Here is a 15541-nt window from a genome sequence, read left to right on the forward strand (position 1 = left end):
AGATTAAATCGGCAATTACTTAGGTTCTACGCCAAACCACTTCTTGTAGATCGCAGCATAAGTGCCGTTTTCACGCAGTGTTTTCAGCGCGCCATTCACTTTATCACGCAGTTCGTCGCTGCCTTTTGGGAAGGCGATGCCGTATTGCTGAGCCTTGATGGAATCACCAACCGCTTTAAACTGACCGTTACCCGCGGTTTTGATGAAATAGAGAATATTCGGTGTGTCGTGCAGTACGGCGTCAGCACGGTTGGTACCCAGTTCCATATAGGCGTTATCGATGTTGGGGAACTGACGCAGATCTTTAGTTTTGATATTGTCTTTGACGTAATCGACTGAGCCAGTGCCGCTCTTCACGGCGACGACTTTACCCGCCAAGTCCTGGACACCCTTGATATCATTGTTGTCTGCCTTAACCATTACCAGCAGACCACTGTCATAGTAACCGTCAGAAAAATCGATGGCTTTTTTACGTTCTTCGGTAATGGTAATGCCTGCGAGCGCCAGATCGATGTTGCGCGTTTGCAAGGCAGGAATAATACCGCCGAAGTCCATGGGTTTCAGGCTGTACTTCAGGTTGAGCTGTTTAGCGATAGCATCCCAGAGGTCAATATCGAAACCGACGTATTTGTCGCCTTGTTTAAATTCAAAAGGGACGAAAGCGGTATCTGTCGCGACAATCAGCTCTTTCTCTGCGGCATAGCCAGAAACGCTCACCATCAGCGTCAATGCCGCCAAAGTGGCCTTAAGTAATGATTTCATCAAATCCTTCCTATTTAGCAGTTGTGGGAGTTTTTGTTTTACCGGTGCTAAGCATGTTTTCAGCATAGTCTTAAAACCATACACAGGTTAGCAACGTGGTTGTGCATACATAACCTGCTTTGATGGCTTGCTGAGCCGGATGAATTTTTCACCGTTAATGCGCTCAGTCAAATCACCTTTATGATTAACTGATTTTACGAGGGAAACAACCGCTGATTAACGTTGTGGGGGATTTAAGCGGGTAAAAGCTAGTTTTTTGAACACCATAAGAGGATGTTCTGCACTTCGTAGCGATTGTGCTTGACAGAATATGAAATAAGTCGGCCCCATACCAGTAAAGGCCGCCTGAGCAGCCTTTACTTTGTTTACAAATTAATGTGTTTACAGATCAATGCGTTATGGAATGATGACGTTGATTATTCGAGGTTGGCTTCAATGAACCACAGGAACTGATCCAAATCGCGTGATGCCGCAGTAAGAATATCGGCTGAGTCTTCGTCTTCCGTTTTACCAATCGCCTGACGTACGTTATTGGCGACAACGGCGTAACGTTCGGCCAGCGCTTTCAGATGGTCCTGCACGTTATGGATATCGGTTGGATAGCTTTTCAACGACGTGTGTTTATCGACAATTTGCACCGTGCCTAGCGCTACGCCGCCAAGTTGAACGACACGTTCCGCAATGGTGTCCTGATGAGCCATAATCGAGGTGCGGAAGCCATCCAGCATTTCGTGAACGGCGATAAAGTTCGCACCGCGCATGTTCCAATGAGCCTGTTTGGTAATCAACGACAGATCGATGAAGTCAACAACCAGTTGGTTTAACAGCTTAATTGTCGAGGTCTTGATGCTATCGTCTAAATCGTTGCGGGTATAAAGCAGTTCGGACGGTGCTGATTTCACAAGTTTGGCGGTAGACATATTCATTATCCTCTCTTTCATTATTTATAGTCTTACTGTTCAACGTCATTAATTATAGCAGTAAGAAAAATTAATTTTAGAAAAGTTCATCTATTAAATTAATAGCTATAACATAATGGTGTCGTGGTTGTGCTTGCTAGCCATCACTCCGAAATTATAATAGGCCAGTCGCGTGGATGAATGCAATATTTTAGTTTCACTAAAGTATTTCATTTTGATAAATATTATCATTTTTAGATGAAAATGGTTATTATTCATGAGGTTCATCGATATAAGATGAACCTCTATTACTGTCTATGGAGTGAGGCGTTTACAGCCATAGTTATCCATTGTGATTTTTGTATTTATACCCCTAGCGAAATAGCGTTTTTTCAAACGATATCAGCATCTATTATTATGTAATCTTTTTCGTCGGTTGTATTGTCACCGTAGCACCCACCGATGCAATAATAATAAAGGTTAAGGCTATCCATTGTCTCAACGACAGGTGTTCGCCGAGGAAGACTATCCCTGATAGCGCGGCAATCGCAGGTTCCATGCTCATCAACGTACTGAAGGTTTTGGTGGGGAGGCGCGTCAATGCGACCATTTCCAAAGAATAGGGCAGCGCGGTGGACAGAAATGCCACGCTAATACCCAGTGGGAGTATTGATAATGAAAACAGGGTGCCCTGAGCGTAATAGGCGCCGAGTGGGCAGAAAATCAACGCAGCAATGCCAGAGCCGATGGCAACGGTGCCCGGACCATGACTCACGCCGGCCTTTTGCCCTGAGATAATGTAGAGTGCCCAGCAGGCACCGGCACCTACTGCACAGGCAGCACCCGTTAAATCAACATTGCCAATGTTGTGACCTAGCGGCAATAAGAGCCATAATCCGCTAACGGCAAGAAAAACCCATAGGAAATCGACAAGTTTTCGCGAGGCTAGCATCGCTACCGCGAGGGGGCCGGTAAATTCTAACGCGACAGCGATGCCAAGCGGCACCGTTTGCAATGACAAATAGAACAGAAAATTCATGCCGCCCAGCGTTGTGCCATAAAGCAACAATGACAGGAGGTGGCTATTAAATCGCATTCGCCATGGCTTAAAGACCATGCACAGGATTATTGTTCCCATACCCAGACGTAGCGCCGTCACGCCCGTGGGGCCAACCAGTGGGAACAAGCTCTTTGCCAGAGCAGCACCGCTCTGGATAGAAAGCATTGAGATAATGAGGAGCAACACCGGTACAAACGACGATGAGCGACAAAGAATCAAGGACATTAATTTCGACCTTAAAATGAGCACAACATTTTGTTGCTATTATATCTAATTGTAAACAATTCGTCGGGTGCGTATTGACTTTTATTGACCTTTATTGACATATCGTTTAATTGAGTTATATTTTGCTCAATTTTTGTAGCCTGCAAATTGAACAAAAATTAAGAATTATCTGTTTTTTTCTTCCGTTGGGGAATTTATTTTTAATCTGATTGTCACAATAAAAAATCAATATAATTAGTCCCATAGAGAGGTTTTGACAATATTTGTTACATCTAATGCGCAATTGATGAAAATTTATTGGGCGGAAAATTTAGAACTTCTTTGTTATATTTATGGCGTTAGGTAGTCATTTCATAAAAATGAATCTTGAGGCTATAAGTATGAAAAAAATCGCGTATCTTTCCGCTCTGGCATGTGTACTCACTGTTGGGGCAGGTTCTGCATTTGCTGGTCAAAGTACTGTCACTGCCGGTTATGCACAAGGTGATGCTCAGGGCGTCTACAATAAGGTTAAAGGTTTTAACCTCAAATACCGTTATGAGCAAGACAATAACCCATTAGGCGTAATTAGCTCGTTCACCTACCTGGAAAAAAATGGCAGCGATCAAGGTGTCTATAGCAAAGGACAGTATATGGGCTTTACTGCTGGCCCAGCTTATCGCTTGAATGACTGGGCGAGCCTGTACGGCGTTGTAGGCTTCAGCCACGGTAAAGCCACTTATAATGCGACCAACGGTCGTGATAATAACAGCAACAGCGATTACGGCTTTACCTACGGCGCTGGCCTCCAGTTTAACCCGATGCAGGATGTTGCGCTGGATGTAGGCTACGAACAAAGCCGTATCCGTAGCGTTGACGTAGGCGCCTGGGCTGTTGGCGTAGGCTACCGCTTCTAAACGATTGTTGTAGCACTGGCGGCTTCCTAATATTGGTTAGTCGCTATATCTGAAAAATCCGCTCTTTATGGGCGGATTTTTTATTCATGTGATTGAGAGAGGATGACATCAAGTAAACCGGGGAAGCGCTGTTGCATTTCGTTACGGCGTAATCGGTTGATATGTGTAGTACCGATGCTGGTGGTATGCAGCAGGCCTGAATCGCGTAACACGCGAAAATGGTGTGAGACGCTGGATTTTGGGCGACCGCCGTCAAGTTCACTACAGGTCGCTTCGCCCTGTACAGCCAGGTGACGTACGATTTCCATGCGCAGCGGATCGCTCAAGGCGTATAGGACGCGCTCAAGCGTAAACTCACTGGGGGCAGGGTGTTTAAAGGGTCTCATAGGCAGATTATAGCGTTAGGGTTGTCTAAAATCCATTATTCGAATAATATCGAAATATCGAAATAACCAGATAAGGTAGGAAAGACAATGTCCGCACTGTTTCAACCCTTCAAGCTCAAAGATATTACGCTACGCAACCGAATTGCGGTTCCGCCAATGTGTACCTATTCCGCAGATAATGGACTGATCAACGAGTGGCATCATGTGCATTATGCTTCACTGGCGCGCGGCGGCGCTGGCTTAGTGATCGTGGAAGCAACGGCTGTTTCGCCAGAAGGGCGCATTACGCCGCGTTGCGCCGGCATCTGGAATGATGAGCAGGCGCAGGCTTTTGCCAAAGTGGCTAAATCCATCAAGGATGCGGGTTCTGTGCCCGGAATTCAAATCGCGCATGCCGGGCGTAAAGCAAGCGCCAACATTCCATGGGAAGGCGATGACCATATCGCTGCCAACGATCCGCGTGGGTGGCAAACCATTGCTCCTTCCGCCGCGCCATTCGGCGCGAATTTGCCCAAGTGTCCGCGGGAAATGACGCTGGACGATATCGCGCGTGTACGAGATGATTTTGTTTCCGCTGCTCGCCGAGCTTTGGCGGCGGGTTTTGAATGGTTAGAATTGCATTTTGCTCACGGCTATCTAGCGCAGAGCTTCTTTTCTCCTCACTCAAATAAGCGTAACGATGAATATGGCGGCAGTCTTGCTAATCGTAGCCGATTTCTGCTGGAAACGCTGGCTGCCGTTCGCGAAGTCTGGCCGCAGCATCTACCGCTTACTGCACGTTTCGGTGTGATTGAATTTGACGGCCGTGATGAAGAAACGTTGCAGGAATCTATCGAGCTAACGCGGCGTTTCAAAGAGGCAGGGCTGGATATGCTAAGCGTCAGCATCGGTTTCTCGACGCCGGAAGCCAATATCCCATGGGCCCCAGCATTTATGGGACCGATTGCCCAACGAGTGCGTGAACAGGCTAATCTTCCCGTGTCGTCTGCCTGGGGATTCGGCACACCAGAACTGGCTGAACGGGCTGTAGCATCAGGACAATTAGATGTGGTTATGGTAGGGAAAGCGCATTTGGCAAATCCGCATTGGAGTTATCAGGCCGCGCGCGAATTACGTGTCGAGCGCGCTTCGTGGGTATTGCCCGCTCCCTATGCTCACTGGTTGGAGCGATACTAATTTACCGCTAAAAGTGGCGGCGGGTATTTGTTTTACCTGTGTGATTTCCATTATCGTGATATGTATTGGTGCACACTTTTCCATTACGTAGCGTGTTGATTAAAAAGAGGCATGATAAAGCATGCCTCTTTTATCATGATTATCTAGATGCTCTTATGCTGTCATCTGTAAACTCAGGATAACCATCCGGTCGTCCATTATTCAGATTGGTCCGGAAGTTACTGTCTTTAAGGGGAATCGTTGCGGATCCATAATCAAATGAATTTAATTGATTACGCAATTCTTCGTTACTAATACCGTCACCCGACATGGAATACCAGCTAATAATGTCCGGTGTGACAAATGTTCCGTAGGGGTTTTCTGCCTGTTCATTCGCTTTGGAAAAGCGAAAAGCGTGTGTTAGTACCCCGTCTTTATGGTACACAAATTTCAGGTGCCCCCCTTGTTTATCGATATTCGCTGCTGGTTCTGTTGTCAATTTTCCATGTGCGCTGTAGCTACCGTGCGTAACCACACCGTTTTTCGTCCAGATGGCAACGTGCTCCCAGTCATGTCGATGACCCGTTTTCAAACCACCTAATACCTGATCTTTTAGGAAGTATAGCGAATAGAAGCTGCCGCAATAACGTGAGCCATCATGATCGATACAGGCATACCGGTGCAGCGTGTTTGACATGTCTAAAAATGTTGTCCACCTACACCCCCCTGTCAGGCTCCCCGAAGGTTTCAAACCGCCATTTTTTTCTCCACTTCGGCTAAACCCTGCACTGGGAAGGCAACCATCGCTGTCAAAATCGAAGACAGGGGCGATAGCCAGAGCATCAATACCTGAAGGTAGCGCTTGGTCTAGTTTGGGAAAATGATCCGCATATGCAGAGAAAGCGACACAAAACAGGGACGCCACCATGATTGATTTCTTTCCTGAAAACATGTTTACTCCTTTAAAAGACATAGGCTTATACTATTGCTACTACAACTAATACAAAACACAACATCGGAAGACATGAAGATAGATGTCTTTTTAGCAAGAAAAAAAAAGAAATAAAAATCATTTATTTTCAACAATGAATAGAGACATATTTAGCCTGCAAAATAATTTAACGATGCATCGGTAACGCCGAAAAATTTATGAGAGTTTTCGCAATGGAATATGATTGTTGACGGGAATTAACTTTTTAAATATCGCGAGATATCGATCGACGTTATTCATCAGACTATACGATTATCGATTGTATCAAGATCATGCTCTGTCATAGCGCGACAATTGACACGTTAATGCGATAAATTGCTGCTAATGAGCGTTATAAGGTATTTTGTATGAGATTCGTGAAATCAATGAAATAATTTGCAGTGCAGAAATAATGTATACAATGAATTTATCAAAGGACGTGCCAGTTGACGTGATAGGAATAACATTGTTGTAACGCGAAGGTGGGATTTGTGAATTTTATTTAATTCCAGTGACTTAAATAATTTTAACCGCAGGTGCGCGGTGAATTTTTACTGTTAATGTGCCCATTGTGTTAATGATTCGAATCAGTGTTTTATTTTTTTTATTTGTCTGAAATTTTTATCTGCAACCTCTTTTTATTTCAGTGGTAAGAACCGGATGCGCTACAAAGTGGTATTAAAAGCTAGCGATCAAGCCATTTCCGGTGTTACATTATTCTTCGTTATGTTTTCTCTAATCCATACATCGAAAAAATGTTGCGTATGATGGTCGTTTTTGATCAAGGAGTTAAAATGAAAACTATCCTTTCTCATCTTCTAATTAAGTTGGCAGAAAAAGAGGTTGGAGAAAAAGCGCTTAATGCCAAGGTTGAATCGTTAGAGATGCTAATTTCTGCTATTGTATCAACATTTGATGAAAGTAAAATCAAAGAGTTAAATAGAAAAATAGAAGGCGTCGCCGCCGATACTTCGTTGTGGAAGGATGAACATAATCACCTGGCCTTCGAGCTATTAGCAAAAAATATCAGCCGCATCTCAACCAACTCACTACGAAAATAATATTCTATCAGGTCAATAGTTTGGGGTTAATTAAGAGTGCGTCTTATTGACAATGGATAATTTTAGTAATCAACGTTTTATATTAGCGCTATGCATGATTTCACGGGGAATAGCTGAAGGCGCAAACACTGTTCGCGCCTTTATTACATTTATATGCTTGGTTTCTCGTTAGTGGATTGCTTATTTCCACGAACAAACTGGTAAGCTACAGCGAGAACAATGAACCACACTGGAGTAACAAGGAGCGCCTGTAGCGTATCGGGCTGTAATGTTAACAATATTATTACAAAAGCAAAGAAAGCCAGACATACCCAGCACATGAAAATACCTAATGGCATTTTATAGGATGATTCTGCATGTTGTTGAGGCCGTTTCCTACGGTACGCTAGATAAGAGCATAGAATTATGCTCCAAATGAACATAAATAAAATAGCGGAGACAGTGGTTACAAGCGTAAAGACGGTCATCACATTAGGTATTAAATAGATCAATATCACGCCCGACAGTAAACAAATACAGGAAAACATTAGCCCGGTCGATGGCACAGCGCGTTTGGAGAGGATGCCAAAACGTTTTGGCGCATCGCCTTGTTTAGCAAGACCAAATAGCATTCGGCTCGTGGAGAACACGCCGCTATTAGCAGAGGATGCCGCGGAAGTAAGTACGACAAAGTTGATCAGACTGGCTGCGGCAGGTAAACCCACGAGTACAAACATTTCCACGAAAGGACTACGTTCGGCAGTAATCGCCCCCCAGGGGGTGACAGACATAATCATGATAAGTGCAAAGACATAAAACATGATGATGCGGATCGGAATTGCATTTATCGCGCGAGGCAACACGACTTTAGGGTTTTTGGTTTCAGCGGCGGTTGTACCTACCAGTTCAATGCCGACAAATGCAAATACGGCTATTTGGAAGCCAGCGAAGAAACCACTTATCCCCTTAGGGAACATGCCGCCATCATTCCAGAGGTTGCTGAATGAAGCGACGTTTCCTGATGGGGAAGCAAATTGCATCATTACCAACACGGCACCGACTACAATTAATGCCACGATAGCGATGATTTTTATCATTGCAAACCAAAACTCCATCTCGCCAAATAGCTTCACTGTTGCCAGATTTAGCGCGAGTAGAAGTAGTACGCATAACAGAGAAGAAACCCATTGCGATAAATCTGGGAACCAAAACTGAGAATAGGCGCTAATGGCTACGACATCGGCTATCCCAGTTACGACCCAGCAAAACCAGTATGTCCATCCGGTAAAGAAACCGGCCCAAGGCCCTAGTAAGTCGGCTGCGAAATCGCTGAATGATTTATAGTTAAGATTGGAGAGTAGGATTTCCCCCATCGCGCGCATGACGAAAAAAAGCATAAATCCAATGATCATATAAACGAAGATAATCGAAGGACCAGCCATGCTAATCGTCTTACCGGAACCCATGAACAGTCCGGTACCGATAGCTCCGCCAATGGCGATGAGTTGAATATGACGATTAGTCAGATTCCGTTGCAGCCCTTCCTCGTGTACAGAGGTAAGGTCTGCCGCTTCTTTGGGTTGTTCGATCATGTATTACTCGTTCCTGTATCTGTCGGTGATGTTTTGAGCTCTTAGGCGGCTCTCGTGTACGAAAATTGAAGCGGGTAAGATAGCGCAACCGTGTGACTTATTACAGCGGATGTCCCAAATAGCCAAGCATAAAGACCAGAGATGGTGTGAATATGCTCTGTATATTTTTTGCTCTTAAATAAAGAGGAGAGCGTAATGTGTAAATAATATCAGGAATAAAGAGGGTGGTTAGGTCGATAAATATACTCATCACGAACGATCGATCGTCGTGCATAAAAAATTAATCTGAAGTAATTGACAGATGGAACAGAGAAGAGAATAATCCTCCCCCGTTGGGTCGTTAGCTCAGTTGGTAGAGCAGTTGACTCTTAATCAATTGGTCGTAGGTTCGAGCCCTACACGACCCACCAACAACCTCGAACTGTTACATCGCATTCTTTATTCTTCTAATTACTCTTTGTGCCATTCTTGGCAAAAATTCTCTCTATTTTTCTGGCTTATTGCGTTAGATGATTTGGCGACAGATGGCATAGCTGCATACCATTTCTATTGACACCCATCGACTCTTAACTTCCGTATTTCGGGCATTTTTGGCCATGTGATGAGGTCGTTACAGCCGTGCGAACAAATATCCAACGGTGATGTTTTCCTATCTGCCCGCGCAATAGTTTTAGGTGATCCAGCAACTCATCGTAAGCGAGTTCATGGTGACAAGGCATTCAATTAGTTAATCGATATGGTTGCGGAATAGGTTGAAAAAGTATGATTAAAGCCGTTTTCTCATTTATCAGGGACTGGGTTTTTAGCTTGCTCATGGGGATACTTATCGTAGGATGCTTTTACGTGTTTTTCCACATTGAAACATGGCAAGAGAGAGTTTTGTATATGCTAGCTCCCGTAACAGGATTGTATCTACTGAAAACAGTTATGGATATCGTCGATAGAAAAAGGCGCTAATTGATTTAGCGTCTAAAAAGATTGGAGCGGGAAACGAGACTCGAACTCGCGACCCCGACCTTGGCAAGGTCGTGCTCTACCAACTGAGCTATTCCCGCAGTATAGAACTGATTGGCTTACTTAACTGCGCTCAAACCAGCGCCACCACCAATGCGATGCATTTTACTGGCCTGATACGACGAGTCAACCGAATCATCTAACGATCTCATCTAGTTGCCGTTTTTTGCGGCATTTCGATCAATGTTCAAGCAGGTCGTGGCGTGCGGCGCTTAAATACTGAAACATAGACCAGAAGGTCAGCACTGCCGCTACGTACAATGCCACTATGCCAATTCCCTCAACGATCCGTTCCGGCCGCCATAACAAAGCAAAAAGCGCCATCATTTGCGCTGTCGTTTTCACCTTTCCAATCCACGATACGGCGACGCTGCTCCTTTTGCCAATCTCAGCCATCCACTCGCGTAGTGCCGAAATAATGATTTCCCGGGCGATCATTGTTGCTGTCGGCAGAGTAATCCACCAGGAATGGTAATATTCCGCAACGAGCACCAACGCGACGGCCACCATTACTTTATCCGCAACGGGATCGAGGAAGGCGCCAAAGCGTGTAGTTTGTTTCCAGCGGCGGGCTAGAAAACCATCGAACCAATCCGTCACGGCGGCTAACACGAAGATTAGCGCACAAAGCAACGGTGCCCAGGCGAAAGGAAGATAAAACGCCAGCACAAAAAAAGGAATCAGAGCAACACGAAACAGGGTAAGCAACGTCGGTATATTAAATTGCATAGCGCTTAGGTAATTATCTGGCTGGAGTGGATACTAGGAGTATGTTGCTACATTGCCCCTAGTGTTTCAATGCATGGAAGATCTTTTCTGCCAATACAGGCGAAATTCCTGGAACATTTGCAATTTCCTCAATAGTGGCATTCATCAGAGGCTGTAGACCGCCCATGTATTTTAGCAGGGTTTGGCGACGTTTGGGGCCTACGCCGCCGATAAGTTCCAGGCTGCTGGTATTTTTAACTTTGGCTCTCTTTTTTCGATGTCCGCCAATCGCATGATCATGCGATTCATCACGGATATGCTGAATAACGTGCAATGCCGGAGAATCGGATGGCAGGGCGACGCCTTCACCTGTCGCTTCAAAAAACAACGTTTCCAGCCCGGCTTTACGATCGCTGCCCTTTGCGACGCCCAATAATAGCGGCTTATTCTTATCCCACGCTACGTCTAGCGCATCAAACACAGCCTGAGCCTGACCGAGTTGACCTTTTCCGCCATCTATCACGATGACATCGGGTATTTTACTATCATCCAGCGCCTTACCATATCGACGCCGAAGAACCTGCGCCATCGCGGCATAATCGTCTCCTGGCGTAATCCCACTGATATTATAGCGGCGATATTCCGAGCGTAGCGGGCCATTAGCGTCAAACACCACGCAGGATGCCACAGTTTGTTCACCCATCGTATGGCTGATGTCAAAACACTCCATACGGTGAATTTCAGGTAATTGTAAGACGTTTGCTAATGCGTCCAGACGCTGGCGAATAGTCGATTGCTGGGACAATTTCGTGACCAGCGCCGTGGCAGCATTAGTGCGCGCCAGCTTAAGATAACGCGCCCGATCGCCACGGGGCTTTGTCTGAATCTGTACTTTTCTTCCCGCAACCGCAGTCAGGGACTCCGTTAGCAAATCCTTATCAGGCAAAGTGAAATCAAGTAAAATTTCTGAGGGGAGAGTTCGGCCTGAATTGCCCTGTAGGTAAAATTGTCCGACAAATGTTTGTACTACTTCGCCTAATTCCGTTCCACTGGGGATTTTGGGAAAATAGCTGCGGCTGCCAAGTACTTTTCCCTGTCGGATAAACAGGACATAAACACACGCCATGCCAGCTTCAAACGCGACACTGATAACGTCCAGATCTTCGCCATCGCCTGAAACGAATTGTTTTTCCGTCACCCGCCGAACGGCTTGGATCTGATCGCGAATTCGTGCTGCCTCTTCAAAATTAAGGTCGCGACTGGCGGCTTCCATTCGAGAGATCAGTTGATTCAGCACCTGCTGGTCTTTACCCGATAAGAACAGGCGAACATATTCCACCTGCTGTTGATAGTCCGCCTCACTGACTAAACCGCTAACACAGGGTCCGAGACAGCGGCCTATTTGATATTGCAGACAAGGGCGAGAGCGGTTGCGGTAGACACTATTTTCACACTGACGTATTGGAAAAAGTTTTTGCAGCAATATCAGTGTCTCACGCACGGCATTCCCGTTGGGAAACGGGCCAAAATATTCGCCCTTCGCATGCTTAGCACCACGATGGATGGTCAAGCGTGGATGAACATCTCCGCTCAGAAAAATCATGGGGTAGGATTTATCATCGCGCAATAGCACGTTATAGCGCGGCTGGTACAGTTTGATGTAGTTGTGTTCCAGCAGTAAGGCTTCGGTTTCCGTGTGCGTTATCGTGACATCAATATGCTTGATGCTTTTCACTAACGCCTCGGTTTTGCGGCTCGCCACATGGCTACGGAAATAGCTGGCAAGTCGTTTTTTCAAGTCTTTTGCCTTACCCACGTAGATAACCGTATTGCTGTCATCATACATGCGGTAGACACCCGGTTGGCTGGTGACCGTTTTTAAAAATGCCGACGCATCGAAATACTCACTCACTACCTAGTAATGTCTCCGCGGTAAAAGTCCATGCTTTATAGCCAAATGCGTTAATTCGACGTCGCCGTTAATATTCAGTTTGCTAAACATACGATAACGATAGCTATTCACTGTTTTAGGGCTAAGATTGAGCCGATCTGAAATCTCAGTTACTTTTTGCCCCTTCGTTATCATTAGCATAATCTGTAATTCACGTTCAGACAAACACGCTAACGGTGTGTCCGTCTGCGGCGTTAGCTGGCTCAATGCCATTTGTTGGGCAATATCCGAGGCAATGTACCGTTTGCCCGCATGTACAGCTCTAATGGCAGAGATCACTTCCTGAGGCGTCGCCGCTTTACTCACATATCCTGCCGCGCCAGCCTGCATCACTTTAGCAGGCAACGGATTCTCTGTATAAATAGTGAGCATGATGACCTTTATATGCGGTGTGAAGTGCAAGATTTTGCGTGTAGCTTCTAGCCCGCCGATGCCAGGCATATTCATGTCCATCAGGACGACGTTAGCATCGTTGCTCCTACACCATTTAATGGCATCTTCACCACAGCACGCTTCACCAACTACTTTCAGACCTTTGATATCGTCAAGAATGCGTCGTATCCCTGCCCGCACCAATTCATGGTCATCAACAAGAAAAACGCTAATCAAAGAATAATTCTCCAAAAAGGGAGTAGCACTTACATGAGAAGTCACTTGCAGGTGATACTACGTTATTTGCAAAAACATTGAACACAAATGGTAATGAATATCTATCTTGAATTTGGTCGATAAGGCATACCTCCCATAATCATAACAATTTATCATTAACTTGATGGTGTATATCGATCACACTATTAACATATCAAGATATGCCGTAGCGTTTAAATTGCCCAATGACTTGAAGTGGCTAAAATAACACACATCAAATGGCATACGATTGGTCTTATATTTTAAATGTCAACAAAAAATTACTATTGTAAACATTCCGCTAATGTACGTTTTATCATCATCAACAACGTCGTATACAAATAATATATTCAGGGGATAACGTCCATAGTGAACATCATATGTATTAATCGAAACACATCCATGGCTTTTTTTGTCCAAAAAGATAAAACATAAACGTTTTTTATATAAATTAAACGCATAAAAAACAGTAACTAAAATGGTGTTATCCATCAATAATATCAATCAGTGATATGCTTTATGTTATAGTTCGTCCTATCTTAGTCCGCTGGTCGTGTTAGCGATAGCGCATACCACGGGCAAAGGGGGATACCATTTTCTTTTTAAGGAGAAAAAATGAGCAACGAAGATTTTTCTACTGTCGCATCGACAGAGACGCTGGCCCATGAGGTTACCTGCCTAAAAGCGATGGTCACATTGTTATTAAAATCGATAGGTCAGGCAGATGCTGGAAAGGTTATCATCAAGATGGAAAAATATATTGAACAATTAGAAGATGATGAGCAAGCTGCTGTTTTTAGTAGCACGATGAAACAAATCAAGGCTCACTATCGTCACTAGCGCTCTTCACTACACGCCTATCACGGTAATTTTATTGGGTGGTGTAGTGATACCCTGGTTCCCTATCCTGATGAATCATGGCTACGGCAATAGCACAACCAAGTCGGAGGCTTAAGCATTGAGCAGATCGGGAACATGATCATAAAATCTTACTGACAGTAATCTTTAGTCAACATCAATGACATTCGTTCTTGGCTAATTGTAAAAAGTACACTATTCCGTCGAATTGAATAAACTTAAGCCATGTCGAATGTATTCCCCTCACCGATGATTCTTTTAGCAAATCATGTACAGGTCTTAAACGCCATGTAGGGCAGATGGGGATGTTCTAATGATTTTTAATTAAAATATTAAGTGATAAATAGAGGGTGATTTTCTATTTCATTACTTTATATAAATAAAAGTAATATCGTTATTCATTTATTTTTCTAAATAGTAAGAATTATTATTTCTCGTTTAAATCAGCCGTGGCTTCCATGCACAAAAATAGATCGCTCAGTTAGGCGCGTAATGCGAATAAATCGCGACATGGCTTAGATCCTATCCCAGTAAGCCTGATTAGCAGGTAAATAGCCCTAATGGGATAGGTTCTTAGCCATCAACCAAAACGCCCGGTAATATAGTCCTCGGTACGCCGTTGGGCTGGTGAAGTGAACAGATCGTCAGTACGGTTGTACTCGATCAGCTTGCCTTGATTAATAAATGCGGTGTAATCCGAGACACGAGCGGCTTGTTGCATATTGTGTGTGACTAATACTAACGTGAAGTGTTGCTTCAATGTCCCCATCAATTCTTCAATAATCAATGTAGAAATCGGGTCGAGTGATGAAGTCGGCTCATCGAGCAATAATACCTCCGGTTCAATGGCGATAGCGCGAGCAATCACCAAACGCTGCTGTTGCCCGCTAGATAGCATTAACGCATTCTCGCTTAGACGATCCTTTACCTCATGCCACAGTGCCGCGGCTCTTAGCGCGCGTTCAACGGTATCATCCAGAAGGCGACGCTCGCGTACTCCCTGTAATCTCAGACCATAAATGATATTTTCGTAGATCGATTTGGGAAACGGATTTGGACGCTGGAATACCATACCGACCCGGCGGCGCAGTAAGGCAACGTCTAGCAACGGATCGTTAACAGACATCCCGTTTAATTCAATATGCCCATCAGTATGGCAGTGATCGACCAGATCGTTCATGCGATTAAAGCAGCGTAGCAGTGTGGATTTACCGCAGCCCGACGGACCAATTAACGCGGTAATCTGATTTTTAGGGATACGCATCGAAATATCGTTTAGGGCCTGCTTATCGCCATAATACAAATTCAGATGTTTTACCGTTAGCATCGTCTGTTCATCTTGCAGTTGATGTACGTCAGGTAGCGGCATCCTCTCCTTTTGTGTCATGAATCCCATAA

Annotated in this window: 14 protein-coding genes and 2 tRNA genes; 5 read left to right on the forward strand and 11 right to left on the reverse strand. The window is 44.8% G+C overall.

The window, feature by feature from the left end:
* Positions 1-15 precede the first annotated feature (15 nt).
* The 3 genes from glnH to rhtA all read right to left on the reverse strand — a co-directional run bounded on the left by glnH (position 16) and on the right by rhtA (position 2946).
* Positions 16-762, reverse strand: coding sequence for a glutamine ABC transporter substrate-binding protein GlnH (gene glnH / locus RFN81_RS06905; RefSeq protein WP_264498383.1), 747 nt, complete (start codon positions 760-762; stop codon positions 16-18).
* 416 nt (positions 763-1178) lie between these two features.
* Positions 1179-1682, reverse strand: a complete 504-nt coding sequence (gene dps / locus RFN81_RS06910) for a DNA starvation/stationary phase protection protein Dps (protein WP_264498384.1) — start codon at positions 1680-1682, stop codon at positions 1179-1181.
* A 394-nt stretch (positions 1683-2076) separates the two neighbouring features.
* Positions 2077-2946, reverse strand: coding sequence for a threonine/homoserine exporter RhtA (gene rhtA, locus RFN81_RS06915; RefSeq protein WP_264498385.1), 870 nt, complete (start codon positions 2944-2946; stop codon positions 2077-2079).
* Between the two features lie 380 nt (positions 2947-3326).
* Here rhtA and ompX point away from each other — a divergent pair, with 380 nt between their 5' ends.
* Positions 3327-3842, forward strand: coding sequence for an outer membrane protein OmpX (gene ompX / locus RFN81_RS06920; RefSeq protein ID WP_264498386.1), 516 nt, complete (start codon positions 3327-3329; stop codon positions 3840-3842).
* Between the two features lie 80 nt (positions 3843-3922).
* Here ompX and RFN81_RS06925 read toward each other — a convergent pair whose 3' ends face one another.
* Positions 3923-4228 (reverse strand): ArsR/SmtB family transcription factor, encoded by a 306-nt coding sequence (locus RFN81_RS06925; protein WP_264498387.1) that lies wholly within the window; start codon positions 4226-4228, stop codon positions 3923-3925.
* A gap of 87 nt (positions 4229-4315) precedes the next feature.
* Between RFN81_RS06925 and RFN81_RS06930 the strand changes: the two genes are divergently transcribed.
* Complete coding sequence (locus RFN81_RS06930) at positions 4316-5404, forward strand: NADH:flavin oxidoreductase/NADH oxidase (RefSeq protein ID WP_264498388.1); 1089 nt, start codon at positions 4316-4318, stop codon at positions 5402-5404.
* Positions 5405-5543: 139 nt separating this feature from the next.
* On the opposite strand, the gene RFN81_RS06935 is transcribed toward RFN81_RS06930, so the two are convergent.
* Entirely contained in the window at positions 5544-6335 is a 792-nt protein-coding gene (locus RFN81_RS06935) for an NPP1 family protein (protein ID WP_264498389.1), read from the reverse strand.
* An 812-nt stretch (positions 6336-7147) separates the two neighbouring features.
* Between RFN81_RS06935 and RFN81_RS06940 the strand changes: the two genes are divergently transcribed.
* Complete coding sequence (locus RFN81_RS06940) at positions 7148-7414, forward strand: sigma-S stabilization anti-adapter protein IraP (protein ID WP_264498390.1); 267 nt, start codon at positions 7148-7150, stop codon at positions 7412-7414.
* Positions 7415-7563: 149 nt separating this feature from the next.
* Here the strand turns inward: RFN81_RS06940 and cycA are convergent, their stop codons facing one another.
* The gene (gene cycA / locus RFN81_RS06945) at positions 7564-8985 is read right to left on the reverse strand and encodes a D-serine/D-alanine/glycine transporter (RefSeq protein WP_264498391.1); all 1422 of its coding nucleotides are present in this window, start codon (positions 8983-8985) and stop codon (positions 7564-7566) included.
* Between the two features lie 334 nt (positions 8986-9319).
* On the opposite strand from cycA, the gene RFN81_RS06950 reads away from it, so the two are divergent.
* Positions 9320-9395 (forward strand) — tRNA-Lys (locus tag RFN81_RS06950).
* A gap of 569 nt (positions 9396-9964) precedes the next feature.
* On the opposite strand, the gene RFN81_RS06955 is transcribed toward RFN81_RS06950, so the two are convergent.
* From RFN81_RS06955 to uvrY, 4 genes are all read right to left on the reverse strand, one after another.
* Positions 9965-10040 (reverse strand) — tRNA-Gly (locus RFN81_RS06955).
* 139 nt (positions 10041-10179) lie between these two features.
* Positions 10180-10728 carry a CDP-diacylglycerol--glycerol-3-phosphate 3-phosphatidyltransferase gene (pgsA, locus tag RFN81_RS06960; RefSeq protein ID WP_264498392.1) on the reverse strand — a complete coding sequence of 183 codons (549 nt, stop codon included), beginning with the start codon at positions 10726-10728 and terminating at the stop codon, positions 10180-10182.
* 58 nt (positions 10729-10786) lie between these two features.
* The gene (uvrC, locus tag RFN81_RS06965) at positions 10787-12619 is read right to left on the reverse strand and encodes an excinuclease ABC subunit UvrC (protein ID WP_264498393.1); all 1833 of its coding nucleotides are present in this window, start codon (positions 12617-12619) and stop codon (positions 10787-10789) included.
* A gap of 3 nt (positions 12620-12622) precedes the next feature.
* Complete coding sequence (gene uvrY, locus RFN81_RS06970; protein ID WP_378928216.1) at positions 12623-13267, reverse strand: UvrY/SirA/GacA family response regulator transcription factor; 645 nt, start codon at positions 13265-13267, stop codon at positions 12623-12625.
* 633 nt (positions 13268-13900) lie between these two features.
* Here uvrY and RFN81_RS06975 point away from each other — a divergent pair.
* Positions 13901-14125: a DUF2594 family protein gene (locus RFN81_RS06975; protein ID WP_264498394.1), complete on the forward strand. Its 225-nt coding sequence runs from the start codon at positions 13901-13903 to the stop codon at positions 14123-14125.
* 598 nt (positions 14126-14723) lie between these two features.
* On the opposite strand, the gene pstB is transcribed toward RFN81_RS06975, so the two are convergent.
* A complete protein-coding gene (gene pstB, locus RFN81_RS06980; protein WP_264498395.1) occupies positions 14724-15539 on the reverse strand; it encodes a phosphate ABC transporter ATP-binding protein PstB in 816 nt (271 codons plus the stop codon).
* Positions 15540-15541: the final 2 nt, after the last annotated feature.

The sequence above is a fragment of the Pectobacterium cacticida genome (genome assembly GCF_036885195.1).
Classification (GTDB): domain Bacteria; phylum Pseudomonadota; class Gammaproteobacteria; order Enterobacterales; family Enterobacteriaceae; genus Pectobacterium; species Pectobacterium cacticida.

What these genes read in the sequence shown, in the direction of transcription:
- RFN81_RS06930 (WP_264498388.1), top strand. Translation starts at nt 4,316, where the DNA reads ATGTCCGCACTGTTTCAACCCTTCAAGCTCAAAGATATTACGCTACGC.
- RFN81_RS06935 (WP_264498389.1), bottom strand. Translation starts at nt 6,335, where the DNA reads ATGTTTTCAGGAAAGAAATCAATCATGGTGGCGTCCCTGTTTTGTGTC.
- RFN81_RS06925 (WP_264498387.1), bottom strand. Translation starts at nt 4,228, where the DNA reads ATGAGACCCTTTAAACACCCTGCCCCCAGTGAGTTTACGCTTGAGCGC.
- RFN81_RS06940 (WP_264498390.1), top strand. Translation starts at nt 7,148, where the DNA reads ATGAAAACTATCCTTTCTCATCTTCTAATTAAGTTGGCAGAAAAAGAG.
- dps (WP_264498384.1), bottom strand. Translation starts at nt 1,682, where the DNA reads ATGTCTACCGCCAAACTTGTGAAATCAGCACCGTCCGAACTGCTTTAT.
- rhtA (WP_264498385.1), bottom strand. Translation starts at nt 2,946, where the DNA reads ATGTCCTTGATTCTTTGTCGCTCATCGTCGTTTGTACCGGTGTTGCTC.
- RFN81_RS06975 (WP_264498394.1), top strand. Translation starts at nt 13,901, where the DNA reads ATGAGCAACGAAGATTTTTCTACTGTCGCATCGACAGAGACGCTGGCC.
- pstB (WP_264498395.1), bottom strand. Translation starts at nt 15,539, where the DNA reads ATGGGATTCATGACACAAAAGGAGAGGATGCCGCTACCTGACGTACAT.
- ompX (WP_264498386.1), top strand. Translation starts at nt 3,327, where the DNA reads ATGAAAAAAATCGCGTATCTTTCCGCTCTGGCATGTGTACTCACTGTT.
- pgsA (WP_264498392.1), bottom strand. Translation starts at nt 10,728, where the DNA reads ATGCAATTTAATATACCGACGTTGCTTACCCTGTTTCGTGTTGCTCTG.
- cycA (WP_264498391.1), bottom strand. Translation starts at nt 8,985, where the DNA reads ATGATCGAACAACCCAAAGAAGCGGCAGACCTTACCTCTGTACACGAG.
- glnH (WP_264498383.1), bottom strand. Translation starts at nt 762, where the DNA reads ATGAAATCATTACTTAAGGCCACTTTGGCGGCATTGACGCTGATGGTG.